The organism is Streptomyces sp. col6, assembly GCF_008042035.1.
GTDB lineage: Bacteria > Actinomycetota > Actinomycetes > Streptomycetales > Streptomycetaceae > Streptomyces.
This window is the reverse complement of the sequence record NZ_RDBL01000001.1, coordinates 1-19,141: the sequence shown is the minus strand read 5'-3', so window position 1 is coordinate 19,141 and position 19,141 is coordinate 1. Positions and strand designations below refer to the sequence as shown.

Here is a 19,141-nt window from a genome sequence, read left to right as displayed (position 1 = left end):
CCGGGGAATCAGGGCGCCTGGACAAAGCAAAAGAGAAAGGGAAACTGCCGCCCGCGACTGCCGCTCGACTTCCGCCCGGAAGCCCTTTTCGCACATAACCTCGAAGGCATGAAGATACTCCTGAGCGGAACCGCTTCGGACTCCCACACCTGGAACCTCGTGTATCTCGGGCTGTTCCTGGAGGAGCGGGGGCACGACGTCGTCGCGCTGGGCCCCTGCGTGAGTCCCCGTCTGCTCACGGCCGCCTGTCGCCGGCATGCCCCCGACGTGGTCGTGCTCAGCAGCGTCAACGGCCACGGCTACCGGGACGCCCTCGCGGCGGTACGCGCGCTGCGCGCCGAACCGGAGCTGGCCGCGCTGCCGGTGGCCGTCGGCGGCAAGCTCGGCACCGCCGGCCGTTCCGGGGAGGCCGAGGCGGCCCGGCTCCGCGAGGCGGGCTGCGACGCGGTCCTCGGGGACGGGGCCGGTGACCTGGAGGCCCTGTGCGCGTTCCTCGCGGCCCGCGCCCGGGTGGTGGCATGACCGCCGCCGGAGCCCCGCGCCCCTTCGGGGCGTTCGTCGCGGCCTCGGCCGCCGCCGGACGGCTGGTCGTCCAGCCCCGCATGGGCTTCGGTGACCCCGGCGCCATGCGCACCGGCCTGGAGCGGACGAGGGCCGCCACCGCGACGACCGTGGGCACGCTCACCATCGACAGCTACACCCGCGTCGGAGATCTCGCCGGTGCCCGCGCCGCCCTCGCCGAGGGTGCCGGACTCAACGGCTACCCGATCGCCACGCACCCCCTGGACGTCACGCGCCGCCTGCTCGCCGGGCTGCACGACGACGACTTCCCCGTCCAGGTCCGGCACGGTTCCGCCCGCCCGCAGGCCATCGTCCGGGCCCTGCTCGCCGCCGGCCTCGACGCGACCGAGGGCGGGCCCGTCTCGTACTGCCTGCCCTACGGCCGCACCCCGCTCCGGGACTCCGTCGCGGCCTGGGCCGAAGGGTGCGAACTCCTCGCCGCCGGCGCCCGGCCCGGTTCGGTGCCGCATCTGGAGAGCTTCGGCGGCTGTCTGCTCGGCCAGCTCTGCCCGCCCGGTCTGCTGGTCGCGACGAGCGTGCTGGAGTGCCTGTTCTTCGCCCAGCACGGGGTGCGCAGCGTCTCGTTGAGCTACGCCCAGCAGACCGATCCGGGCCAGGACGAGGAGGCGATACGGGCCCTGCGCCGACTGGCCGGTGAGTTCCTGCCGGCCGGCGTCGACCACCACGTCGTCCTCTACACCTACATGGGCGTCTACCCGCGCACCGATCGCGGTGCGACCCGGCTCCTGGAGGCGTCCGCCCGCCTCGCGGTACGGGCCGGGGCGGACCGGCTCCTCGTGAAGACGACCGCCGAGTCCCGGCGTATCCCGACCGTCGAGGAGAACGTCCGCGCCCTGGAGACCGCCGCCGCGGCCGCCGCGCTCGCCGGTCCCCCGCTCCCGCCCGGACGGGACGGGAGCAGCGAGGTCTACGCGGAGGCCCGCGCCCTGATCGAAGCCGTCCTCGGACTCCACCCCGACCTGACCCGCGCCCTGCCCGCCGCCTTCGAACGCGGGCTGCTGGACGTGCCGTTCTGCCTCCACCCCGACAACGCGGGCCGCTCCCGCGGCGTCATCGGCGCGGACGGGCGGCTGCGCTGGTCGGACACCGGCGCGATGCCGATCCGCCCCGACGCCCCGGCCGATCTGGCGCCGCTCACCGCGAACGGCCTGCTCACGGCCCTGAACCACATGGCCGACCGCTATGACCGGCCGCCGGCCGACCCCGTATCGGCGTACCGGAGACCCGCCACCGCACGTGATCTTCCCCCGCCCTCTCACCACCGCCACGAACAGGAGCCCGTCATGGACCACGCCCCGCAGCCCGCAGGACCCGCCCTGCCGCCCCCGCTCGGTGAGCACCTGCGCTCCCCGCGGCTGCGCGCCGCCATGCTCGTGCAGCAGGAGGCCCTCCAGGCGGCCCGCGACTTCCTGCGGCGGTCGGGCTTCACGGAGCTGCTGCCCCCGCTCGTCGGGCCCGTCACCGACCCGGGCGGCCGGGGCGCCAAGGCGCTGGACGTCGACTACTACGGGCGCCCGTACAAGCTGATGACCAGCGCCATCCTCTACAAGCAGGCGTCCCTGCACGGCTTCCCGAAGCTGTTCTACATCGCCCCCAACGTGCGCGTGGAGCCGGAGGAGACCGCCACCACCGGCCGCCATCTGGTCGAGTTCCACCAGATCGACGTCGAGATCGCCGGTGCGACCCGCGAGGACGCCCAGGAGGTCGCCGCCGGTCTGCTCACCCATGTCGCCGAGCACGTGTGGACCGCCGTGCCCGACGTACTCGCCGAACTGGGGCGCCAGGAGGCGGACTTCGCGGATGTCCGCAGCGGCAAGTACGACGTGTGCACCCATCACGAGGCCGTATCCCGCCTCCTGACGGCAGGTCATCCGCAGAGCCCGGACAGCGAGATCGACTGGACCGGTGAACGGCTCCTCTCGCTGGAGAGCGACCGGCCGTTCTTCATCAACGACTACCCGAAGGGCTCCCGCGGCTTCTACGACCGCGAGGACCCCGAACGCCCCGGTGTGCTGCGGAACTTCGACCTCATCGCCCCGCACGGCTACGGCGAGCTGGTCTCCGGCAGCGAGCGCGAGTCCGACTACGCGACCATCGTCACGCGGATGCGCGAGAGCGGCGAGAACCCCGCCAAGTACGCCTGGTACCTGAAGGAGGCCCGCGAGGGCATCCCGGCCAGCGCCGGCTTCGGGATGGGCCTCCAGCGCCTCGTCCGTTTCCTCACCGGCCTGGACTCCCTGTGGCAGGTCAGCGCCTACCCGAAGCTCCCCGGGGTGATGGCCCCGTGAGCGCCCTCTCCTCCCCCGGTTTCCCCGAGCGCGAGATCCGCGCCCGCGCCCGGCGCGGCACCGCCGAGGTGTTCCCCGACCCCGGCTCGTACGGGGACGAGCTACACGGCCCCCGCGTCGCGGCCGAGGCCGACGCGCTCGACCGGGCCCGTATCGTCCCGCCCGTCTTCATGCCGGAGCGGCTGGAGAAGCTGATCGAGCTGGCGCGCGAGCCCGAGTTCGGTGACGTCGGCCTGGCGGTCCGGACCGGCGGCTTCAACGCCTCGCTGCCCCTCTACCTGTCGGCCTTCGGCTCGACCCGGGCGGGCAGCGGCGACCTCGCCGTCCAGGCGTCCCGGCAGGCCGGCCGCCTCGGTATCCCCATGGTCATCGGGGAGAACATGGTCCCCGTCCACGGTTACCGACGCGGCGGCGACGTCGCCCGCTCCGCACTCCTCGCCCGCGTCGACGCGTACCTGGAAGCGGCCCCCGAGGGCGTCGGCGGGATCGTCGTCCAGCAGTCCACCGAGGACGCCGACTCGGAGGTCTGGAACCTCCTCTACAGCGATCCCGCCACCCGGCCCCTCCTCGAATCCGGGCGCCTGGCCTTCGAGTTGAAGACCGGGCAGGGCGCGAAGCCCGGTCTCGGCGGCATGACCGTCGTCGCGGGTGCCGAGGCCGCGCAGCTGGCCGACCGGTTCACGGTCACCGAGGCGTTCGGCGCGGACGACGAGCGCCGGCTGCGGTGCGCCACGCCGGGCACCTTCACCGACGAGATCCTGCGCCAGCAGCTGCGCTTCATGCGGAACAACTTCCCCAGGGCCCGTACATGGGTGAAGTTCCACCCGGGCCGCGACATCGGGCACGCCGCGCGCACCGCCTGGGCCGCCGGGGCGGACGCCGTCACCGTGGACGGCGCGGAGGGCGGCACCGGCTGGGCCCCCCGGGTCTTCCTCGACCAGGTCGGCCTGCCGCTCGCCGAGTGCCTGCGCCGGATCGGCCGCCCCGAGGGCTGCCTGCTCGCCAGCGGGCGGATGTGGGAGGGCGGACGTGCGCTGCGGGCCCTCGCCCTGGGCGCCGGCGCCGTCGGCCTCGGACGCGCCGCGCTGATCGCGGTCGACGAGGACCCGGACCACGGGCTGGTACGCCTCGCGGAGAGCATCGCGCTCGAACTACGGCTGCTGGTCAGTGCGTTGGGCAAGTACACGGTGGGGGCGCTGGCCCCGGAGGACCTGTGGTGGCCGGACGGCGGCCACGGCGATGCCCGGTCGCCGCAGTCCGCCGACCCGGCCGCCGCCGGAGCGACGTCATGAATGGGCGGGCGCACCGGAGGCGGGGGCGGTCCGTGCGACTGTTGTCACGGGAGACCCCTGGCCGCGCCGGGCACGGGCGCGCTGCGCGGCCCCTGTCCCGACAGGCCGCCGGCCTCACCGGCCGCCGCCGCACCGTCCAGGCCTGGTTCGAGCTGCTGGAGGCCCCCGGAATCATCGTCGGTTCCGCCGGTTCCGCCGGTTCCACCGACCGAGGCATCCGGGACACCGGCGCCCCGGATGCCGTGGCCGATGCCGCCCGGCTCGCCGCCCAGCGTGCCCTCACCGAGGCGGGCCGGGGCTATCTCGGTGGCCGCCTGGAACTCCGTACGCACGGACCGACCCGTGCCACGCGCGACCGCCGGTCCCTGCGCCGCGCCGCCGGCCGCGCCGCCGCCCTGGCCGTCGCGGCGACGCTGCGCGGCGACGACACCGGTGTCAGCGTCCGCACGACCCGCCGCTGAACCGGCCCGCCCACCTGACGCAGGAAGCCGACCCACTCCCCCAGGAAGCCGAACCCATGACAACGAACACCACCGCCCCGTCGTCCGAGGCGGGGCCCGCCCCCGACTGGCGGCGCATCGGCAGCTTCGTCACCGGCCAAGCAGCCGTGCAGTGCGGCAGCTTCGCCCTGATCATCGCCATGAACTGGACGGCCGTGCAGCTGGGCGGGCGGGGCGCGGTCACGCTCGTGATCCTCGCCTCCACGCTGCCCCGCGCCCTGATGCTGCTGTTCGGCGGCGCCCTCGCCGACGCCCTCGGCCCGCGCGCCGTCCTGCTGCGGGCCACCGCGACCCGGTTCGCCGTCCTGGTGATCGGCGCCCTGGTCACGACGGGCGCCGAGAGCGTCTGGCCGCTGGTCGCCGTCGCCGTGGTCGAGGGCTCGCTGCTCGGCCTGACCGGCCCGGCGTCGGGCGTCCTGCTCACCCGGCTGGCCCCGAAGGAGCATCTGGGCCGGGCCAACTCCCTGTTCTCCATGGTGATGCGGCTGGCCCCGATGGCCGGATCGCCGCTGGGTGCCTGGCTGGTCGTGGCCGGCAGCCTGTCCGGGGTCATGCTCGTCTCGGCGGCCGGCTGCGCCGTCTGGCTGGTCTGCGCGTTCCATGTGACCCGGGGCATGACCCGGCCCGAGCGCGGCGCCGGGGCAGGGGGCACGTCACTGTTCCGGCGCTCCGGCGACGGCCTCGCGCTGCTGGGCCGTCACCCCAGGCTGCGCTGGATGTTCATCGCCTGCTTCTGCATGGACTTCGCGTTCCTGTGGCCGGCCGAGGTCGCGCTGCCGCTGCGCGCGGCCGGCGAGGGCTGGGGCATCGGCTCGGTCGCGGCGGCCCTCACCGCGTTCAGCGCGGGCGCCCTGGCGTCGGCGGCGGCCGGTGCCGCACTGGCGCACCGCATCCCGGTCCCGGTCAAGCTGATCGTCACCGGCACCGGGCTCGCCGTCGGCATGGGCTCCATGGCCCTGGTGCCCTCGCCCGCGGTCCTGGCGGTCACGGCGTGCACGGTCGGCCTGTTCTCGGGACTCAACGGACCGGCCCTGGTCACCGCGTACCAACAGGCCGTCCCCGAAGGGAAGCTGGGCGCCGCGATGTCGACGTTCTCGCTGTCCAGCATCGGGGCCGCGCCGCTGTCCCTGGCCGTCTTCAGTTCGCTCTCCGCCCCGCTGGGCGTGACCGGTACCTGGCTGCTGTGCGCGTCCGTCGCGCTCTTCTCGCCGGTCGCCGCGACGCTCGCCCTGCGCGCGCCCCTGACGCGGAACGCCCCCGCCACCAAGGCGTCCGCCGCCCCCGAGCCCACCGTCACAGCCGTGTGAGGCAGACATGTCCCTGTTGGAACCCAGCCCGCCGCCCGTCCTCGATTCCCTCCTTCTCCCGACCGCGCTCCCCCCGCTGCCCGCCGCTCTGCCACCGCTGACGGACCCCGGCCCCGGCCGCCCGCAGCTCTGGCTGGTCGCCACGGCCGCGCACGAGGAGACCGCGGCCCGTTACGCCCCACTCGTCCTCGGCCCGTCGGAACTGGCCAGGGCGGAGGAGTTCCGCCGCCCCACCGACCGCGCCACCTATCTGTGCGCCCACGTCGGTCTGCGCCGGGTCCTCGGCAACCACCTGGGCATCGCACCCCGCACGGTCTCGGTGGCCCGTGCTCCCTGCCCGTGCTGTGGAGAACCGCACGGCCGGCCCGTACTCCCCGGCGAGCCCCTGCATTTCTCGCTCTCGCACTGCGAGGGCCTGAGCCTGATAGCCGTCGCCGCCGCCCCGGTCGGCGTGGACGTCGAACCCGTACCGAACCCGCAGACACTCGTCGAGGCCGCCGATGTCGTCCACCGCATGGAGGCGGCGGAACTCGCCTCCCTCGCACCCGCGTTGCGACCGGCCGCCTTCGCCCGGGTGTGGACCAGGAAGGAGGCGTACCTGAAGGGCCTCGGCATCGGCCTGGGCGCGGACCCGTCGACGGAGTACGTCGGCGCCGGTCCGGCACCGGCCGCCCCGGCCGGCTGGCTCCTGGCCGACATCGCCGTCCCACCCGGCCACCGGGCGGCGGTGGCGGTCCGACGGGAGGGCGTCCGCGGAGCGGGGCCGGACTGACCCACCCGGCATCGGCCCCGGCGATCGCCACCACCGCCGGGGCCTCGCCCTGCCGGACTTCCGACGTCAGGGACTACGTTGTTCCGCAACCGATTCCCATAATCCGGAACAGCACCGAAGCGAGGCTCCATGCACACCGTGACCTTCCTGACCATCGGCCAGTCCCCCCGCCGCGACCTGTCCATGGCGGTCGAGGCGGAGCTGCCGGCGACGGCCCGGATACGGCAGGCGGGCGTGCTCGACGGCCTGGCGCGGGCAGAGGTGGAGGCACGGTTCGGGGCGGTGGCCGGGCGGGCGACCCTGCTGAGCCGGCTGGCCGACGGGGCCACCGTGACGCTGGACGCCGAGGCCGTCGGGGCCGGGCTCACGGCCCTCGCCGAGCGGGTGGAGGACGAGGGGGCAGACGTCGTGGTGCTCCTGTGTACCGGCCAGTTCCCGGGGCTGCGGACGCGCCGGGCGCGGCTCGTCGAGCCGGACGTGCTGCTGACGGGCTACGTGAGCACGGCGCTGCGGGGCCGCCGGACCGGGATCCTCGTACCACTGCCGGAGCAGGTGGCGGAGGCCCGAACGAAGTGGCGAGCGCTAGACCCGGCGCCGTCGTTCGGCACGGCCTCGCCGTACGCCGACGACACCGCGGCCCTGTGCGCGGCGGCCCGCGCGCGGCTGGACGAGGGCGCGGACGCCCTGGTGCTCGACTGCATGGGCTACGGCGCCCGCCACCGCGAGGCGCTGCGGTCGGCCGGGATCACCGCGCCGGTTCTGACTCCGGGCGCGGTGGTGGGCGCGATGCTGGGCCCGCTGCTCGCCTGAACGAGCGGGACGGGCTGGACGGGCGGGAAGCATCAGCTGCGCCTAGGACCGGCATAACGTCCGGCCGTCGGCTGTCCCGGGACAGCCGACGGCCGGACGTTATGCCGGTCCTAGGCGCAGCTGATGCCGATGCAGACCGTGTTGAGGACCGTCAGCAGGCCGACGCACTCGCAGGTGGCGGAGAACGCCGCCCCTTCGGCGCCGACGGGGTCGGTCTCGGGAAGGGCGTGGAGGTGGGCGAGGAGTTCGAGGTCCTGGGTCTGGTTTTCCATGGTTCTCTCCTTCTTCTTTGTGGTTGGGCGGCAGGGTTTCTGCCGCTCAGCCCGGCAACTGGGCGAGCCAGTGCCGGGAGTCCGTGTGGCGGAGCCGCAGAAGGAAGGCCAGAATCCCGGCCGACCCGTCGCTCCAGCTGGTCGAGACGTCCCCGTACTCGTTGGGGAAGACCACGTGCCCGTGGCGTCGGGCTCCCTCGGTGACGGCGAGGCGGCCCAGGTCCGCGGCCATCGCGCGGTAGGCGGTGTCCCCCGTCGCGGCGCTCATGTCGAGCAGGAAGTCGCCGTTGCCGGCCAGTCCGTGGCACTGGGAGAGCGGGGCGCGCGAGGCGCGTTCCGTGACGGCCAGGGCGCTGCGGCGGGCGAGGTCCCCGAATCTGTCGTCGCCGGTGACCTGCCACAGCCGTACGAGGAAGGTGCCGATACCGGCCGCGCCGTGGCACCAGTAGGGGGCGGTGGGTTCGTCGCCGGCCTGGGCGGGCCACTGGGCGGCCTCCCCGACACGTACGGAGCTGAGCACCAGGTGTTCGCCGATCTCCACGGCGAGCCGCAGGTGGTCCTGGCGTCCCGAGGCGACCGCGCCGGCCAGGAGGAAGCAGCCGATGCCGGCGGAGCCATGGGCGAATCCCAGGTACCGTTTGCCGGTCTCGCCGCCGAGTGCCTCCGCGGGAACCGGCCAGCTCACCGCCGACGGAGCGCGCTGCGCCGCGGACGCCAGCCGGTCAGCGGCGTCGACGGCCAGTGCGGCCAGGCGCGGATCACCGGTGCGGTGCCACAGGTGGAGGGCTGCCATGCCGCTGCCGGCGGTGCCGTGGGTGATGTCGTGGTGGAACGTGGGTTCCTGCGGTGTCAGGGCCAGGGCGAGCGCGTGGTCGACGAGGGCGTGGTCGTCGATGGCTCTTGCGGCTTCGTACAGCGCCCAGGCGGTTCCGAGGTCCCCGAAGTGCAGGCCGGCCCGGGTGGATGGCATGGGGGTGCGGTCCGCGATCCAGTGGCCCGCCGCCGAGAGCAGTTCGGGCAGACGGGGGTCCCCGGTCAGCGTGAAGTACCGCGTCAGTACGGCCAGGGGGCCGGCCGCGCCCTGCTGCACGGTGCAGGGGTTGGTCTCGCCGGCCGCGGTGGAGACGGGCCACAGGCGCCGGTCGTCCGCCGGGGTCATCGAGTCGACGAGATGGTTCACGAGTCCGGTGACCGCGGCGTGCAGGTCCTCGTCCTGTGCGGGGAGGGGCCGGGAGGGGACCGCGGGGCGGGCCGTCTCCGGCTCGCGTAGGGCTTCGCGCGCCCGCAGGGTGTTCCAGCGTGCGGCGGGATCGTCCTTCATCAGTCCGGCGATCATCCGCGCCGTACCGCCCGGGGGCTTGGCGTGTCCGGTGCAGGCGTCCAGCCAGGCGGTGAGCCGTTCCTCGTCGGTTCTGGTGGCGGGCTCCTCGGGCAGGAGGTTCGGCACCTTCCCGGTCAGGACGAAGCATGTGGTGGCGCCGAGGCTGTAGTAGTCGGCCGTGACGGACACAGGTGCGTCCGTCAGGCGTTCGGGGGCGCTGAACCCGGGGGTGCCGACCCGGGTGGGCATACTGGGGCCCGTCTCGTCGGCGGCGAGTTCCAGGTCGATGAGGCGCAGTTCGCCGTCGGGGCGGACCATGACGTTGCCGGGGGTGAAGTCGCGCAGGACGCAGCCGTGGGCATGGGCCGCCGTGACGAGGTCGACGAGCTGGGCGACCAGGGCCGTGGCCTCGCGCCGGTACTGCTCTCCCCCGAGGTCACGGAAGCGCTCGGCGACCCAGGTACGGAGGCTGACACCGGGGACCTCGCTCTGGGCCAGGAAGAGGTGTTGGCCGTGTTCGAAGAGGGCCAGGGCTTCCGGGGCCAGCTCCGTGCCCTCCAGCTTCTCCAGCATCCGGGCCTCGGCGCGCAGCCAGTCGCGGACATCGCGCCCGGAGGCGTCGCCCTCGACGTGGGGCCGCGTCTCCTTGATGACCACGGGGGCGCCGGTGGAGACATCGGTGCCCCGGTAGACACCGCCCTTGTTGGTGTGGCGGATCGCCTCCCGTACCGCGAAGCGGCCGCCGAGCAGGACCGGGCCGCTCGCCGCCTCGGCCTCGGGCGGCGGGAGGGGCACGGTGTCGGGGAACGGGCACTGCGCCCACGGAGGCGGGGCGTAGCGACCGGTGCGCTCGTCCTCCACGGGGTTGCCGTCGGGGTCCTCGATGTACCAGATCAACAGGCCCTGGTCCGAAAGCCGTTGCCGGCCGGTGAAGGCGCCGTAGCGATAATGCACCAGGCTGTGCGGGGCGTAGGGCCGGTCGGAGAGGATGCGCGGCCCCGCCAGTCCGGCCGTCGCGGCGTGCAGATTCAGGGCGAGCCGGACCGCGTCCGCGTCCGAGCGCGGATAGACGGTGAGGAACTTGCCGGAGCTGCCGCGCGGCGTGGCACGGGAGTTGAGGGTGCTCACCTGGTCCAGCGAGCGCGCGAACTTGAACGCCGATGTGTCCGGCAGCAGTACGTCCAGGGCGTTGACCAGGACCGTCGGCGCCGAGGCGGCCGTCGCCGACAGGTGCAGCTTCCAGCCCTGGTCGCGGCGGGTTCCCGACCGGGGTGCGACGCGGCACCACGTCTCGTCGGTTCCGGTGGTCCAGCGCGCGGCCGTGCGGGTGGCCTGCAGGGCTCGGCGGAGGAGGCTTTCGAGGTCGACTTCGGTTGCGTGGCTCGTCATGTGAGTGTCCCTCTCAACGGTGAGGACCGCTGATCGGAAATTGCCCATGACACGTGAACGCGGAACGCGCCCGAGCCGGAATCACCTGCTCCAGCGAGCGCACGGGTATCGCTTCCTCCCTGGTCGGCGCCGCCCGGCGCGAGGGGCGGCGCACGCGTGACACCGCCCCTGGACGACGACCCGGCAGCGGGGCATAGGAAGATATGACGCATGGCGGAAGATGAAAGATCGGTCGGTTCGGAGAAGACGGCCGGCGATGTGGTGCTGATCCGGGTCCGGGGCAGTCTGGACGGCTGGTCGGGCAGCGGTGACTTGTCGGCCGCCCTGACCGGCGCGGTCGAGGGCGGCGCCGTCCGCACGGTGGTCGATCTGTCCGGGGTTGCTTTCGCCGACTCCGCGGCGCTCCACGCTCTGCTGGGCGGTCAGCGGGAACATACGAGGGCGGGGGTGCCGCTCGTCCTGGCCGGTCCCCTGGAATCCGGCGTCCGCAGGCTCTTCGAGGTCACCGGCACCTCGGGCGCGTTCCGGTTCGCGGACGACGTGGAAGCGGCGCTCCATTGCTGAGCGCGGCGGTTCACGGGGGCGTGGGGGTGTCCGGGTGTCGATAGAGGCAGGTGGGGAGGCGGATCGGCTCTCGGCCGTGCCGCAGAACGCGGCCGCCGCGCGGGGCATCGTGTCCGAGCTGCTCGCGGAACGCTTCGGAGCCGCGGTGGCGCAGTGGCCCGCCCATGTGGTGGACGACATGCTGCTGGTCACGTCGGAGCTGGTGACGAACGCCTTCCGGCACGGTGGGCGGCTCACCTCGTTCGAGACCGAGGTGTCGGGTGACGGTCTGCGCATCACCGTCGGCGACGCCAGTACGGAGAGGCCCGCCGAGTCCCCGGACGTGGGGCCGGAGGTGCGGGCGGGGGCGGCCAGGATCGGCGGCTACGGCTGGCCGCTGGTCCGTCTGCTGGCCGAAGGGGTATCCATCAGCCCGGTCCCCGGCGGCAAACGGATCACGGTGCTGATGGCCCTGCCCGCGCACCCCTGAGCGGCCGGGAGGCGCGGGCAGGGCCGTCAGTCGGTCGTCTCCCGGATCTCGTCGGGGCGGGTCTGCCGTGACGTCTCGTTCTCCGCTGCGAACAGGTGCCGGGTACCGGTGACGTCCAGCATCCGCTCCAGGAACGGCGGCGGGTTGTCGAGGAAGAGCGCGATCCCCCGGTCGGTGGTCCGGCGGTGGATCATCAGCAGCGCGGAAAGCCCCGTGGAGTCGCAGAGCCGGAGCTGCTCGCAGTCGAGGTGCAGTCCGCCGGCTCGCGGGTCCTCGTCGACGCACGCGCCGGCCCGCGCGACGAGTCCGTCACTGGTGTCGTAGTCGAGGACGCCCGCGAGGCGCAGGCGCATGACCCCGTCCTCCGATTCGACGGTGAGGGAGAGGGACGGGGTGCTCATGCGTGGGCTCCCGGGTTCGCTGCGACGGCGTCGGCCAGGATGGTCCGGGCCCGGGTCAGGGGCCGGACGGCCCGGGGAAAGTCCTTGAGTTCGGTCATCAGGATGTCCAGGACGGGCGGCAGGGATCGGGCGGGGACGCGACGGGCCGTGAGGATGTCCGCGGTCCAGGTCATGAAGGTGGTGAACAGTTCGTCGTCGTCCGTGTACACCGCCACGGACAGGAATTCGACGATGTGCGCGATGTCCTCCGCGGTGCGCTCGCGCTGGAGTCCGGTGTACGCGGCCATGGCCGGGAACATGTCCTCCAGCTTCGCCAGGACCTGCTTGACGAGCAGCCCCTGCGCACGCGAGACCAGGGTGTACTCCTGGTCGAGCAGGTGCGGCAGGTCGTCGCTCTGCTGCCGTACGCCGGCCGGCGTGGGCGGAGCCAGACCCGCGGCCAGTTGCTCGGCGGCGCCGCGAGCGTCGGGGGCCCAGGCGTTCGCGCCGAGCATGCGCGCGTAGCGGCCGTCGTGCCCGAAGGCCGCGCCCCCGGCGAGGACGGGCACCCCGACGGACTGGCAGGCGGTGATCGCCGCGTGGGCGGCGGGCAGCCGGGTGGGGATGGACGAGGAGAGCGCGACCACGTCCGCGCCGGTGTGGTGGAGATGTGCGACGAGGTGGGGCGTGGGGACCTGGGCGCCGAGGAAGTCGACCTCCCAGCCCCGCAGGGTGAGGACCTCGGCCAGGAGCCGGGCGGGCAGGGAGTGCCACTCCTGCTCGACGCAGGCCACGGTGACCCTGCCGAGGGTGGGCTCCGTACGGGCGGCGGGGTGGTGGGCGAGCGCCGTGATCACCCGCTCGACGATGGCGCTGGCCGCGTGCTCCTGGGCCACGGTGAGGCGGTTGGCGGCCCACTCCGTGCCCACCCGCGCCTGCACAGGTGCGATGAGGTCCAGGAGGACCGATTCCGGGGGCGTGCCGTCGTCGAGGGCGCCGGTGACGAGACCGGCGGCGGCGAACTCGTCGCGGTCCAGGGCCACGGCGGTCAGGAGCCGGTCACGCAGCTCCCCCGTCACAGCCGTCATGCGGTGTACCTGCCCCGTGTGTGTCCGTCCACCGCGCTGAGGTGGTTCGTCCGGGGCGCGGTGATCGCGACGACCGCCATGTCGTCGTGGCCACCGCCCCGTACCCATTGGGCGGCGAGCATCTGTATGCGCTCGACCACGGCCTCACCGGGCATGTCCGCGCACTCCGAGAGCGCCCGCTTCAGCCTCTCCTCACCGAACATCTCGTCGCCGAGCGGGCCACCCCGGGCCTCGGTGAACCCGTCGGTGTAGAGCAGACACGTCTCGCCGGGGCGCAGCACGGTTTCGACGGTCCGGGACTCGATGTCGGGAAGGGCGCCGATGAGGGTGCCGTGGGTGCCGGCCTCCTCGACGCGGCCGTCCACCCGGACCACCAGCGGCACGGGATGGCCGGCGGAGGTGAGCCGCAGGCGCACCACGTGGTCCGTCCGCCGGACCGACGCCAGGACCATGGTCGCGAAGCGGGTGTGGTGGGAGTTGAGGAGCGCCCCGTTGAGGAGTCCCAGCATCTTCTGGTGGTCGTCCGCCATCGGGACAAGGGCCTGCAGGGTGTTGCGGATCTTGCCGGTGAGCACCGCGGCGTCCAGCCCCTTGCCGCACACGTCTCCCAGAATCACCAGCGAGGAGTCCTCCTCCTCGGTGCCTGAGTGGTGGACGTCGAAGAAGTCCCCGCCGACGCGTTCGCGGGCGGCGGCGGGCCGGTAGCCGCCCGCGAACTCGACCCCGTTGACGCGGTGCAGCCGGGGCGGGAGCAGGTCCTGCATCAGGGTCCGTGTGATGGCGCTCTGCTCCGCGTACAGATGGGCGGCGGACAGGGCCGCACCTGCCCGTGCGGCGAACAGCCGGGCGAAGACCTGCTCGTTCTCGGTGAACTGGCCGCCGCTCCGCAGCAGGACCAGGGCGCCCGCCGGGACCCCCTGGCCGGGCAGTGGCGTGATGACCACCGAAGTGATCGTTCCGGTGTAGCCCTCGGGGATCATCCAGGCGGGCAGTGTCCCGGGATCGATCCAGCGCGAGGGCACGGGCGGGAAGCCCTGAAGGGCCTCGTCCAGGCCGGGCAGTTCGCACGGGTCGGCCGCGACGAGGCCGCGCCCGGCGTCCTGGCCGGCGACCGCGTGGGCGAGCGGGAGCTTGTCGCCCCGGGCGGGCGAGACGACGAACGCCGCCTCCGCGAGGTATTCGGAGGCGAGCCGGGCGGTGGCGCTCACACACCGGTCGGTGTTCAGCGAGGACAGCAGGACGTGGGACGCCTCCGAGAGGAAAGCGGTCCGTTCGCGTTCGGTGGCGAGCGCCTCCTCGGCGCGCCTGCGGCCGGTGTCCTCGACCAGCCACCACACCACGTTCCCGTTCTCGCCCCGGCTGGGAAGGGCCTCGAAACTGCGGGTGCCGATCCAGCCGGACGCACCGCCGTCGGTGTCCGCGCACCGGTTCACGGTCCGGTCGCGCAGTTCCTCGTCCGCCAGGGCGAGCCAGGCGGGGGCCGCGTCGGCCATCCTGGCGCCCGGCCGCGCGTCGCGCAGGAGCCGGGAGGCGGCGGGGTTGACCTCGGTCAGCACGCCGTCCGCGGCGCTTTCGAGCACCGGATGCGGAGCCGTTGACCATGGGCCGGGCGCCGGACGTTCGCCGGCGCTCGTCACGGACGTTCTTCGGGGAGGGGCCATGAGGGGGCGCCCGCCTGCGGCGGGCGGCACCACCTTCCAACTGGACGGAAAAGCATTTGCCGTGCGGCAACTATCCCGCAGCGCCGCCCTCGCTGGCAATCGACCGCCCCCGTCACGGTGACGGAGCGTGATATCGCCACCGTCCCGCCACCCGTCGGACGCGGAACCCTCACGGAGCCTTCACCCGGTCTCTGCCCCGGTCCGTTTCGTCCTGCACGAGGAGCGTGAGCAGCGAGGCGACGGAAAGGCCGGCTTCGGCGGGGTGCCGCAGCACCTTGTCCGTTTCGATGCGATACGTGTTCGCGCGCCCCTCTCGGGTGTGGGAGAGGTATCCGTCCTGTTCGAGGTCGGCGATGATCCGCTGGACCGCACGCTCCGTGAGCCGGCACCGTGCGGCGATGTCGCGGATCCGGACGGTCGAGCCCTCGGCGATCGTCGCCAGTACGCGCGCGTGATTGGTGATGAACGTCCATCCGGTGTGGGATTCGGGTGCTCCAGGCATGCATCCCATCTAAGCGCGCATGCTTGCCCGCCCTCAACTACATGACATACTTTTCGTGTAATCACTGACAGGGTGAAAGTCACAGGAGGCCACGGGTGTCGTACCGCGAAGCCGGCCCGGCAGCATGCGTGAGCGGCGTCGGCGCAAGCAGCGCGCGCCCGTCCGGCGGGCCCGGCCCGGCGCAGGCCGTGGTGGTGGAGTACGAGCGCCACGGTGTGTGGGTGGTCGCGGCCCAGGGCTCCTGCGACCTGGAGTCGATCTCGCGGCTGGAGGAGGCACTGACCACCGCCGCCTGGCGCCATCCGAAGGTGGTGCTGGACGCCTCCGGGATCACCTTCGCGGATTCCTCGCTCCTGAACCTGCTGATCCTCACCCACCGGGCGGGCGCCCTACGCCTGGCCGCCCCGAAGCCCCAGCTCCAGCGGCTGCTGGAGCTCACCGGACTCGACGCGGTCCTCTACGTGCGCGCCACGGTCGAGGAAGCGGCCACCTGCTGACTTCGGTGCCGTGCCCCGCGTCCCGTACGGAACGCGGGGCACGGGCGCGACGGTCCGCGGGCCGTGTTACCAGCCGGCCTTCGCCGTGTCGTACGCGGTACGGCAGTCGGCGTTGGTGGCGTTGGCGGCCAGCTTCGTCATGGAGTCCTTCCAGATGCGCTTGGCCAGCTTCTCCAGGTCGCGCGTCTCGGCGGGCACGTTCGGGGCGTACTTCTTGATCGTCGCGAGGGACGACTTCGCGAACTTGTTGCACACCGGCGCCGCCGCGTTGCGGTAGCGCGTGTCCAGGTCCGCGGCGACGGCCTGGCCGTTGGCGGTCGCCCAGCTGTTCCAGGCCGCGCACGCCTTCTCGGTGAACACCTTCTGATCCTCCTCGCTCAGGCCGAGAACCTCACCGAGCATGGTGTTCTTGACCTTGTCCGGCACCGTGAAGTCGACGACGGGGAACTTGTCGAAGGTCTCCAGCAGCGCTTCCTGACACGCCGGCGGCAGGGCCGCCGCCTGGGCCGGGGACGGGGAGGCCAGCGCGGAGACGGACAGGAGGGCCACCGCGAGGACGGTGCTCCGGGCGGTACGCGACAGGGTCATGGGAGTGGTGCTCCTTGAGCGAGGGGGGTGTCGTAGCGGGCGCCGTGTACGCGCCCGACGGCTACAGAACGATCACCGGTATTCGGAGGTCACGGCTGTCGTGCCGCCTCCGGGGACCGGGTGGGCGCCGGCACGCCGGACCTCCCCCGGGCGGGCAGCGCGTCGCGGGTGCGCCTGCGGAAGACCAGCAGTCCGGCGCACGCGGCGGCGGTGAGCCAGAGGAACTGGATCGCGAGCCCCTCCCCCACCGGAGCGTCGGAGAATGCGGCGGACATGCTGGCCTGCACGGCCCCGTAGGTCGGCAGGAAGCGGACGACCGCACTGTCCGATCCCGAGCTGGAGAGCGGGTTCTGCAGGGCCACATCGAGGATGCTGATCATGAGGATGGCGAACATCCCCTCCACCTCGCGGCGGAGCACCGATCCGAAGACCACGCCGAGCGCCCCGTAGGTCAGGGCGGCGAGGAACAGCCCGGCGGCCAGCATCAGGGGCTGCCGCGGGGTCCAGGCGAAGCCCGCGGCAGCCGTGGCGTAAGCGGCGACGGCCGTACAGACCAGCGTCAGCGCGGAGAGCTTGGCGAGGACGAGGTGATACCGGGGGTATCCCGCCATGGCCAGGCGACGGTCGAAGGCGCCCCCGGTGAAGGTGGCGGCGAACATCATGAAACCGGCGATCAGGGTGACCGCGTTGAGCGCGCCGGTGATCTGGGTGAGGTGGTTGCCCGGCGGGGACAGGATCTCGCCGGTGGCCCGCAGCCGGAACGGGGCCGGCCGGCTGGGGATGGCCACATAGGCCAGGCCGATCCAGACAGGGATGTACACGACCACCAGCAGCATCGCGAACCGGTTGCGGGCGTGGCCGGTCAGCGCGTAGCGGGACGCCGTGACGAACAGGGACCAGTGCCTCCTCACGCGGTCGCCCCCGTACGCGTGTCGCGGAGGTGCAGGCGCCCGCCGCCCAGCCGCCACAGCAGGTCGAGCCGGTCGATGTCGTACGCGAGGTGCGAGACGACCAGCACCGAGCGTCCGGCGTCGCGCAGGCTCGTCGCCAGCTCCCAGAACCGCAGATAGGTCTCCCAGTCGAACCCCTGGTAGGGCTCGTCCAGCAGCAGGACGTCCGGGTCGTGCATGAGCGCCAGTGTCAGGTTCAGCTTCTGCCTCGAACCGCCGCTCAGCAGCCCCGCACGGTGGTCGAGATACTCGGTGAAAGCCAGGATCTCCATCACCTCGAAGGCCCGCCGGAGGTCCGGCAGGCCGAAGGCGTGCCGGAAGAAGTCGAGGTGCTGGCGGACGGTGAACGAGTCGTCGAGCACGACGGCCTGGGGGCAGTAGCCGAGCCTGCCGCTGTGCCGGACCGTTCCCCGGTCCGGGGCGAGTTCACCGGCCAGGATCTTCAGCAGGGTGGACTTCCCCGCTCCGTTCTCCCCGACGATCCCGGCGAGTGCGCCGGGCCGCAGCTGGAGGCCGACGCCCCGGAGAACGGCGTGCCGCCGGTAGGAGTGGTGCACATCGGTGACGTCCATCGCGCTGCTCCGTCGTGTCGGGTGTGTACGGGACCGGGCGGGCGGCCGGCTCGCCGCCGTGCATCGCCTCATCGCGACGCCGCCTCCTCCAGTTCCGCCACGGCCCGCTCCCACAGCTCCGGCAGGCGCTCTCCCCGCGGCAGGCCCCTGTCGACGACGACGGACACCTCCGCCCACTCGCCGAAGAACGAGAGCGCGACCGCGAAGAGATGACCGGGGACGAGCAGCGGCAGCAGGGCGGTGCCCGTCACCCGGGTCTCGCCCAGGCCGCCCCGGTCGGCGAGCGGCATCGAGGTGGTCATGACGTTGGTGACACGCGGGGAGAGCACCCGGCGCATGTACCACTCGGTGGGCCGGGCCGGCATGTGGCGTACCAGGTCCACGATCGTCTGCCGTCGTGCGGCGCCGCGCAGTTTCCGCGTCGCTGTCGTCACGTGGTCCAGCCGCCTGAAGGCGTCGCCGTCCGAGGACGCGTCGGCGGGGGCGAGGCGCACGGGCAGTTCCAGGGGCAGGGCGAAGCAGCGGTTCCCCCAGGTCTGTTCCTCGTCGGGGCGCCGCGCGTCGACCGGGAGCACGGCCGTGACCCGGGGCAGCGGTACCTCCGACTCGTCGGCCCAGGCGGCCAGCGCCCCGGCGAGCGCCGCGAGATGCGCGTCGTGCGCCGAGCCGTCCCGTGCCGCACCGATCCGCCGGAGGGTGTCCGAGGGCACACGCCCCCGGTACAGCCGCCGTTCGCCGGTCGGCACGTACGCGGCGACGGGGCGGTGTCCGCGTACGGCGACCGTGCCGGCCGCGAACCTGGCGGCCAGCCCGACGGCGGCGGCCGCACGCCGGGGCATCCCGGCCCGGCGCCCCGGGCCGGGCACGGGCCTGCCGGAGGCTTCCCCCTCACCGAGCACGGCCCGGAAGGTCATGGCCGCCGCCGCACCGTCCTGGCAGGCGTGGTGGAAGCGGTAGCACAGGGCGTAGGCGTCCGGATCGTGGCCGTGGACCAGCCAGGCTCCCCAGTAGGTGCCGGGCGCGAAGGGGGCGTTGAGCGCGGTGTGCAGGGCGGCGTCCCAGCCGTCGGGCCCGTCGGCGACGACCTCGTGCACGTGCCGGTCCACGTCGAAGCCCTCGTCCGGCTGCCATCGCGGTCGCTGGCCGCTCTCGATACGGCTCGTCATCAGCGGCAGCGCGCGCAGGCGGTGACCGAAGTACGCGCGGAGGTCCGCGAGGGCAGGAGGCGGCCCGCTCAGGTACGCGACGCCCCCGGCGTCCCAGCGTACGTCCGGGCGTGCGCGCTCCAGGTTGAGGAAGGCCCGGTCCACGGGGTGGACGGGCAGGTGGGGCGGGGC

20 protein-coding genes are annotated in these 19,141 nt (G+C 73.3%); 10 read left to right on the top strand and 10 right to left on the bottom strand.

Annotation, left to right across the window (positions count from 1 at the left end):
- The first annotated feature begins 108 nt into the window (after positions 1-108).
- From EAO73_RS00095 to EAO73_RS00065, 7 genes are all read left to right on the top strand, one after another.
- Positions 109-522, top strand: a complete 414-nt coding sequence (locus tag EAO73_RS00095; protein ID WP_147969394.1) for a cobalamin B12-binding domain-containing protein — start codon at positions 109-111, stop codon at positions 520-522.
- On the top strand, positions 519-2,870 hold the full coding sequence (locus tag EAO73_RS37185; protein ID WP_147969393.1) for an amino acid--tRNA ligase-related protein: 2,352 nt from the start codon (positions 519-521) through the stop codon (positions 2,868-2,870). Before EAO73_RS00095 ends, EAO73_RS37185 begins: the two co-directional genes overlap by 4 nt.
- On the top strand, positions 2,867-4,162 hold the full coding sequence (locus EAO73_RS00085; protein ID WP_224756116.1) for a glutamate synthase-related protein: 1,296 nt from the start codon (positions 2,867-2,869) through the stop codon (positions 4,160-4,162). The genes EAO73_RS37185 and EAO73_RS00085 overlap by 4 nt, the downstream gene beginning before the upstream one ends.
- A 32-nt stretch (positions 4,163-4,194) precedes the next feature.
- Positions 4,195-4,623, top strand: coding sequence for a hypothetical protein (locus EAO73_RS00080; RefSeq protein ID WP_224756115.1), 429 nt, complete (start codon positions 4,195-4,197; stop codon positions 4,621-4,623).
- 56 nt (positions 4,624-4,679) lie between these two features.
- Positions 4,680-5,969 (top strand): MFS transporter, encoded by a 1,290-nt coding sequence (locus EAO73_RS00075; RefSeq protein ID WP_147969392.1) that lies wholly within the window; start codon positions 4,680-4,682, stop codon positions 5,967-5,969.
- A gap of 7 nt (positions 5,970-5,976) precedes the next feature.
- Entirely contained in the window at positions 5,977-6,741 is a 765-nt protein-coding gene (locus EAO73_RS00070; RefSeq protein WP_147969391.1) for a 4'-phosphopantetheinyl transferase family protein, read from the top strand.
- 129 nt (positions 6,742-6,870) lie between these two features.
- Positions 6,871-7,551: an AroM family protein gene (locus tag EAO73_RS00065; RefSeq protein WP_147969390.1), complete on the top strand. Its 681-nt coding sequence runs from the start codon at positions 6,871-6,873 to the stop codon at positions 7,549-7,551.
- Positions 7,552-7,661: 110 nt separating this feature from the next.
- Here EAO73_RS00065 and EAO73_RS35805 read toward each other — a convergent pair whose 3' ends face one another.
- Both EAO73_RS35805 and lanL read right to left on the bottom strand, forming a co-directional pair.
- The gene (locus tag EAO73_RS35805) at positions 7,662-7,823 is read right to left on the bottom strand and encodes a VenA family class IV lanthipeptide (RefSeq protein ID WP_191133885.1); all 162 of its coding nucleotides are present in this window, start codon (positions 7,821-7,823) and stop codon (positions 7,662-7,664) included.
- A 46-nt stretch (positions 7,824-7,869) separates the two neighbouring features.
- Complete coding sequence (gene lanL, locus EAO73_RS00060) at positions 7,870-10,533, bottom strand: class IV lanthionine synthetase LanL (protein WP_147969389.1); 2,664 nt, start codon at positions 10,531-10,533, stop codon at positions 7,870-7,872.
- Positions 10,534-10,743: 210 nt separating this feature from the next.
- On the opposite strand from lanL, the gene EAO73_RS00055 reads away from it, so the two are divergent.
- Both EAO73_RS00055 and EAO73_RS00050 read left to right on the top strand, forming a co-directional pair.
- Positions 10,744-11,097 carry an STAS domain-containing protein gene (locus EAO73_RS00055; RefSeq protein ID WP_147969388.1) on the top strand — a complete coding sequence of 118 codons (354 nt, stop codon included), beginning with the start codon at positions 10,744-10,746 and terminating at the stop codon, positions 11,095-11,097.
- A 76-nt stretch (positions 11,098-11,173) separates the two neighbouring features.
- On the top strand, positions 11,174-11,566 hold the full coding sequence (locus tag EAO73_RS00050; protein WP_147969387.1) for an ATP-binding protein: 393 nt from the start codon (positions 11,174-11,176) through the stop codon (positions 11,564-11,566).
- Positions 11,567-11,592: 26 nt separating this feature from the next.
- Here the strand turns inward: EAO73_RS00050 and EAO73_RS00045 are convergent, their stop codons facing one another.
- From EAO73_RS00045 to EAO73_RS00030, 4 genes are all read right to left on the bottom strand, one after another.
- The gene (locus EAO73_RS00045) at positions 11,593-11,967 is read right to left on the bottom strand and encodes an STAS domain-containing protein (protein WP_147969386.1); all 375 of its coding nucleotides are present in this window, start codon (positions 11,965-11,967) and stop codon (positions 11,593-11,595) included.
- Entirely contained in the window at positions 11,964-13,034 is a 1,071-nt protein-coding gene (locus EAO73_RS00040; protein ID WP_147969385.1) for a B12-binding domain-containing protein, read from the bottom strand. The genes EAO73_RS00045 and EAO73_RS00040 overlap by 4 nt, the downstream gene beginning before the upstream one ends.
- Positions 13,031-14,695, bottom strand: coding sequence for a PP2C family protein-serine/threonine phosphatase (locus EAO73_RS00035; protein WP_224756114.1), 1,665 nt, complete (start codon positions 14,693-14,695; stop codon positions 13,031-13,033). The genes EAO73_RS00040 and EAO73_RS00035 overlap by 4 nt, the downstream gene beginning before the upstream one ends.
- A 169-nt stretch (positions 14,696-14,864) precedes the next feature.
- Positions 14,865-15,197, bottom strand: coding sequence for a helix-turn-helix transcriptional regulator (locus EAO73_RS00030; RefSeq protein ID WP_147969384.1), 333 nt, complete (start codon positions 15,195-15,197; stop codon positions 14,865-14,867).
- Positions 15,198-15,292: 95 nt separating this feature from the next.
- On the opposite strand from EAO73_RS00030, the gene EAO73_RS00025 reads away from it, so the two are divergent.
- Positions 15,293-15,694: an STAS domain-containing protein gene (locus EAO73_RS00025; RefSeq protein ID WP_147969383.1), complete on the top strand. Its 402-nt coding sequence runs from the start codon at positions 15,293-15,295 to the stop codon at positions 15,692-15,694.
- A gap of 66 nt (positions 15,695-15,760) precedes the next feature.
- Here the strand turns inward: EAO73_RS00025 and EAO73_RS00020 are convergent, their stop codons facing one another.
- The 4 genes from EAO73_RS00020 to EAO73_RS00005 all read right to left on the bottom strand — a co-directional run.
- Positions 15,761-16,282 carry a hypothetical protein gene (locus EAO73_RS00020; RefSeq protein ID WP_147969382.1) on the bottom strand — a complete coding sequence of 174 codons (522 nt, stop codon included), beginning with the start codon at positions 16,280-16,282 and terminating at the stop codon, positions 15,761-15,763.
- Positions 16,283-16,371: 89 nt separating this feature from the next.
- Positions 16,372-17,193 (bottom strand): ABC transporter permease, encoded by an 822-nt coding sequence (locus EAO73_RS00015; protein WP_147969381.1) that lies wholly within the window; start codon positions 17,191-17,193, stop codon positions 16,372-16,374.
- On the bottom strand, positions 17,190-17,804 hold the full coding sequence (locus EAO73_RS00010) for an ATP-binding cassette domain-containing protein (protein WP_147969380.1): 615 nt from the start codon (positions 17,802-17,804) through the stop codon (positions 17,190-17,192). The genes EAO73_RS00015 and EAO73_RS00010 overlap by 4 nt, the downstream gene beginning before the upstream one ends.
- Positions 17,805-17,872: 68 nt before the next feature.
- The coding region (locus tag EAO73_RS00005) for a wax ester/triacylglycerol synthase family O-acyltransferase (protein WP_224756113.1) at positions 17,873-19,141 on the bottom strand (1,269 nt) is incomplete at its 5' end.